This is a genomic window from Streptomyces phaeochromogenes, from assembly GCF_001418655.1.
Lineage (GTDB): Bacteria > Actinomycetota > Actinomycetes > Streptomycetales > Streptomycetaceae > Streptomyces > Streptomyces phaeochromogenes.
Window position 1 is genome coordinate 1 of the sequence record NZ_LIQZ01000093.1, and the last position, 4,734, is coordinate 4,734.

General features: G+C 67.7%; 4 protein-coding genes. All 4 read right to left on the reverse strand.

Going from position 1 to position 4,734, the window contains the following annotated elements:
• Nucleotides 1-336: 336 nt before the first annotated feature.
• Entirely contained in the window at nucleotides 337-1,113 is a 777-nt protein-coding gene (pstB, locus tag AOK17_RS13590; RefSeq protein WP_055612687.1) for a phosphate ABC transporter ATP-binding protein PstB, read from the reverse strand.
• 48 nt (nucleotides 1,114-1,161) lie between these two features.
• Nucleotides 1,162-2,232 carry a phosphate ABC transporter permease PstA gene (pstA, locus tag AOK17_RS13595; RefSeq protein ID WP_055612688.1) on the reverse strand — a complete coding sequence of 357 codons (1,071 nt, stop codon included), beginning with the start codon at nucleotides 2,230-2,232 and terminating at the stop codon, nucleotides 1,162-1,164.
• Nucleotides 2,229-3,230, reverse strand: coding sequence for a phosphate ABC transporter permease subunit PstC (pstC, locus tag AOK17_RS13600; RefSeq protein WP_055612689.1), 1,002 nt, complete (start codon nucleotides 3,228-3,230; stop codon nucleotides 2,229-2,231). The genes pstA and pstC overlap by 4 nt, the downstream gene beginning before the upstream one ends.
• Before the next feature lie 104 nt (nucleotides 3,231-3,334).
• A complete protein-coding gene (pstS, locus tag AOK17_RS13605; RefSeq protein WP_055612690.1) occupies nucleotides 3,335-4,459 on the reverse strand; it encodes a phosphate ABC transporter substrate-binding protein PstS in 1,125 nt (374 codons plus the stop codon).
• Nucleotides 4,460-4,734 lie beyond the last annotated feature (275 nt).

The following is a 4,734-nucleotide window of genomic DNA, read 5'->3' on the forward strand; positions in this document are numbered from 1 at the left end:
CCTCCCCCACTCTCGACTTCGCTCGAGCGGGGGGACCCCCATCGTCCCTTACTCGGGGGCTCCGCCCCCGAACCCCCGCTGCGCAGTTCCCCGCGCCCCTAAAAACCTGGGGGCGCGGGGAACGGCGCAGTCTTTTGCTTTTAGGGGCGCGGGGAACTGCGCGGCCAGCACGGGCGGACCCGCACCTGGCAACACACCACGGGGTCTGGGGCGGAGCCCCAGGGGAAGCCGACGGGCCCGCCCCCCGGAAGCCGGGGGGCGGGCCCTATTGGGCCCCGCGGTGGCACCGCCATGCAGCACCGCGGGGGGTCGGGAAATCAAGCGGAGCGCAACCGCTCAGCCGAAGCGCCCGGAAATGTAGTCCTCGGTGGCCTGGACGGACGGGTTGGAGAAGATCCGCTCCGTGTCGTCTATCTCGATGAGCCGCCCGGGCTGACCGACCGCGGAGAGGTTGAAGAACGCCGTCCGGTCGGACACCCGCGCGGCCTGCTGCATGTTGTGCGTCACGATGACGATCGTGAAGCGCTCCTTCAGCTCACCGATCAGGTCCTCGATGGCCAGCGTCGAGATGGGGTCGAGCGCCGAGCAGGGCTCGTCCATCAGCAGCACCTGCGGCTCGACGGCGATCGCCCGCGCGATGCACAGCCGCTGCTGCTGACCACCGGAGAGCCCGGACCCCGGCTTGTTCAGCCGGTCCTTGACCTCGTTCCAGAGGTTCGCGCCCTTGAGCGACTTCTCGACGACATCGCTCAGCTCGGACTTCTTGTAGGAGCCGTTGAGCTTCAGCCCGGCCGCCACGTTGTCGAAGATCGACATGGTCGGGAAGGGGTTCGGCCGCTGGAAGACCATGCCGATGGTGCGGCGCACGGCCACGGGGTCGACCCCGTGCCCGTACAGGTCCTCGTCGTCCAGGAGCACCTTGCCCTCGACCCGCCCGCCGGGCGTGACCTCGTGCATACGGTTCAGCGTGCGCAGGAACGTGGACTTGCCGCAGCCGGACGGCCCGATGAAGGCCGTCACCGAACGCGGCTCGACGGTCATCGAGATGTCTTCGATTGCCTTGTGGGCACTGTAGTAAGCGGTCAGTCCGCTTACGTCGATTCGCTTGGCCATGGGATCTACTTCTTTCGCGGGGGTAAGTCTGGTCGCTGTATGGCCGCGTCAGCGACCGGTCTTCGGGGCCTTCCAGCGGGCGATGCCGCGGGCCGCGAGGTTGAGGATCATCACGATGATGATCAGCGTGAGCGCCGCGGCCCAGGCACGGTCGTAGGCCGCCGAGCTGCCGGCGCTCTGCGAGTACTGCTGGTAGATGTAGAGCGGCAGCGACGCCTGGGCGCCGTCGAACGGGTTGTTGTTGATGAAGGCGCTGCCCCACACCAGAAGCAGTACGGGCGCGGTCTCACCGGCGATGCGTGCGACCGCGAGCATCACACCAGTGGTGATACCACCGATGGACGTCGGCAGAACCACCTTCATGATGGTGCGCCACTTCGGGACACCCAGCGCCAGAGAGGCCTCGCGCAGCTCGTTCGGTACGAGCTTGAGCATCTCCTCGGTGGAGCGGACCACGACCGGCATCATCAGGATCGCCAGGGCGAGCGAACCGGCGAACCCGAAGGGCTCCAGGTTCAGCTGGAGCATGATGGCCAGGACGAACAGACCCGCGACGATCGACGGGATGCCCGTCATGACGTCGACGAAGAAGGTGACGGTCTGGGCGAGCCTGCCCCGCCCGTACTCGACCAGGTAGACCGCCGTGAGCACACCGACCGGCACGGCCATCACCGTGGCGAGGCCGACCTGCTCCAGCGTTCCGATGATGGCGTGGTTGATGCCGCCGCCGACCTCCGTGTCCGCGACCACACCCATCGAGTGGGTCAGGAAGTAGACGTCGAGCACCTTCACACCACGGCTGACGGTCTCCCAGATGACGGAGGCCAGCGGAATGACGGCGAGGAGGAACGCGACCCAGACGAGGCTGGTCGCGACCCGGTCCTTGGCCTGCCTGCTGCCCTCGACCTTGACGCCGAGCCCGTAGTTGACCAGGACGAACAGCAGCGCGGCGATGAGCGCCCACTGGATGCTGCTCTCCAGCCCGGCGGCGGCGCTGATGCCGAGGCCCGCGCCCACGGAGCCCACGGCGACCGCATACGGGGTCCACTTGGGAAGCCTGGCGCCCTGCAGAGTGCTGGCGGGGCGCTCGGGGCGCTTGTCCATGACGACGTTGCTCATGCGTTGGCCCCCGAGTACTCCTTGCGGCGGGCGATGATCGCACGGGCCGCGCCGTTGACCAGCAGGGTGATGACGAAGAGGACCAGACCGGAGGCGATCAGGGCGTCGCGGCCCAGCGGGGTGGCCTCACCGAACTTGCTGGCGATGTTCTGGGCGAACGTGCCGCCGCCCGGGTCGAGCAGGCTGGTCTCGATGAGGAAGGACGGCGAGAGAACCGTGGCGACGGCCATCGTCTCGCCGAGCGCGCGGCCGAGGCCCAGCATCGAGGCGGAGATCACACCGGAGCGGCCGAAGGGCAGCACCGACATGCGGATGACCTCCCAGCGCGTGGCGCCGAGGGCGAGCGCGGCTTCCTGGTGCATCTGCGGCGCCTGGCGGAAGACCTCGCGGCTCACGTTGGTCACGATCGGCAGGATCATGATCGCGAGCAGGATGCCGACGGTGAACAGGGAGCGCGCGGCGCCGCCCTGCCACTCGAAGATGCCGGTCCAGCCGAGGTAGGAGTCGAGCCAGCCGTAGAGACCGTTCAGGTGCGGGACGAGAACGAGGGCGCCCCAGAGGCCGTACACGATGGACGGGACGGCGGCCAGCAGGTCGATCACGTAGCTGATCAGGCCGCCGAGCTTGCGCGGGGCGTAGTGCGTGATGAACAGCGCGATGCCCACGGAGATCGGGACCGCGATCACCATGGCGATGATCGAGGAGACGACCGTGCCGTAGGCGAGGACCGCGATACCGAACTTCGGCGGGGTGTTGTTCGCGTCCCACTCGAAGGCGGTGAGGAAGTTGGCCTCGTCCTCGGAGATGGCGAGAACGGCACGGTAGGTGAGGAAGACCGCGATCGCGGCCATGATCACCAGGAGCAGGATGCCCGAGCCTCGCGAGAGACCGAGGAAGATCCGGTCTCCGGGGCGGGTGGCACCCCGTGCGTTGCGCTTCTCTTCGGCGGTCTGTGTGGTGGGGGGAGGAACTGGTGCGTCTTGAGTAGATATGTCCATTGGGTTCTCCGGTCTGCGGAACCTCGGGGTGCGGGCTCCAGGCGGCGGTGCACCGGACGGTGCGGCCCGCTCCGGTGGTCACCGGTGCGGGCCGCACGCTTGGGTCAGCTCAGGCCGGCGACGGTCGTGCGGACCTTCGTGATGATCTCTTCGGGCATCGGGGCGTAGCTGGCGTCCTTGAGGATGGCCTGCCCCTCCTCGCTGGCGAGGTAGGTGAGGAAGGACTTGGTGGCGGCGAGGGTCTCCGCCTTGTTGCCCTTCTCGCACGCGATCTCGTACGTCACGAGGGTGATCGGGTACGCGCCCTCGGCGGTGGGCTCGTAGTTCAGCTCAAGGGCGAGGTCCTTGCCCTCGCCGACGACCTTGGCCTCGGCGATCGCCTTGGTGGCGTTGTCGACGGTGGCCTCGACGGGCGTGGCCGCACCGGTCTTGACGTGGACCGTCTGGGCCTCCTTGGCGTACGAGAGCTCCATGTAGGAGATCGCGCCGGCGGTCTGGGTCACCTGCTGGGCGAGACCGGAGGAACCCGAGGCGGACTGGCCGCCCTTGGCCTGCCACGCCTTGCCGCCCTCGTACTTCCAGTCCGAGGCGGCAGCGGCCTTCAGGTACTTGGTGAAGTTGTCCGTGGTGCCGGAGTCGTCCGAGCGGTGGAACGTCTGGATCTTGGTGCTGGGCAGCTTCGCGTCGGGGTTCAGCTTCTTGATCGCTTCGTCGTTCCAGGTCTTGATCTTGTCGTCGAAGATCTTGGCCAGGGTCGGAGCGTCCAGGACGAGGTCGTCCACGCCCGGGAGGTTGTACGACACGGCGATCGGGCCGCCGACCATCGGCAGGTCGATGGCCTGGCTGTCCTTGCAGACCTCGGCGGACTTGGTGATCTCCTCGGCGTCCAGCGGGGAGTCCGAACCGGCGAAGGCGGTCTGGCCCTGGAGGAAGTTGGTGATACCGGCGCCGGAGCCGTTCGGGTTGTAGTTGATCCGAACGTTCTTGCAGGAGGCCGTGTACTGCTTCACCCAGGCGTCGACCGCGTTCTTCTGCGCGGAGGAGCCGGCCGCGAGCAGTTCACCCTTGGCGTCGTCACACTTGATGGCGCTGTTGGCCGCGGGCGCGCTCTCGTCGCCGCTGCCGCCGCCGGTGTCGTCGGAGCCGCACGCCGTCAGCGCCAGGGCGCCGGAGACGGCGACAGCACCGAGCGAAAGGGCGCGAAGCCGGTTCTTGCGCTGAAGCTTCACTTTCGGGAGTTCCTTCCAGGAGCCGCCGTCTACTGGCGGCGTGCGAAGTCATCGACTGATACGTGAGCGGGTCTCTGCTCGCACCACGCACCGGGTAAGGCCGAAATTAGGCAGAACAGGTGAAGCGGCCGATGGCCGTGGGTGAACGGAGGGTGAACCCCTGCCGTCAGTGCGGTGAGGTCACGGAACGCTCACGGGGAGAACACGTGAGGGTCCCGACTACCGGAACCACCTCCTTCGGAACCATCACTCCCCCCTTCCGGCCGCTTCTCACC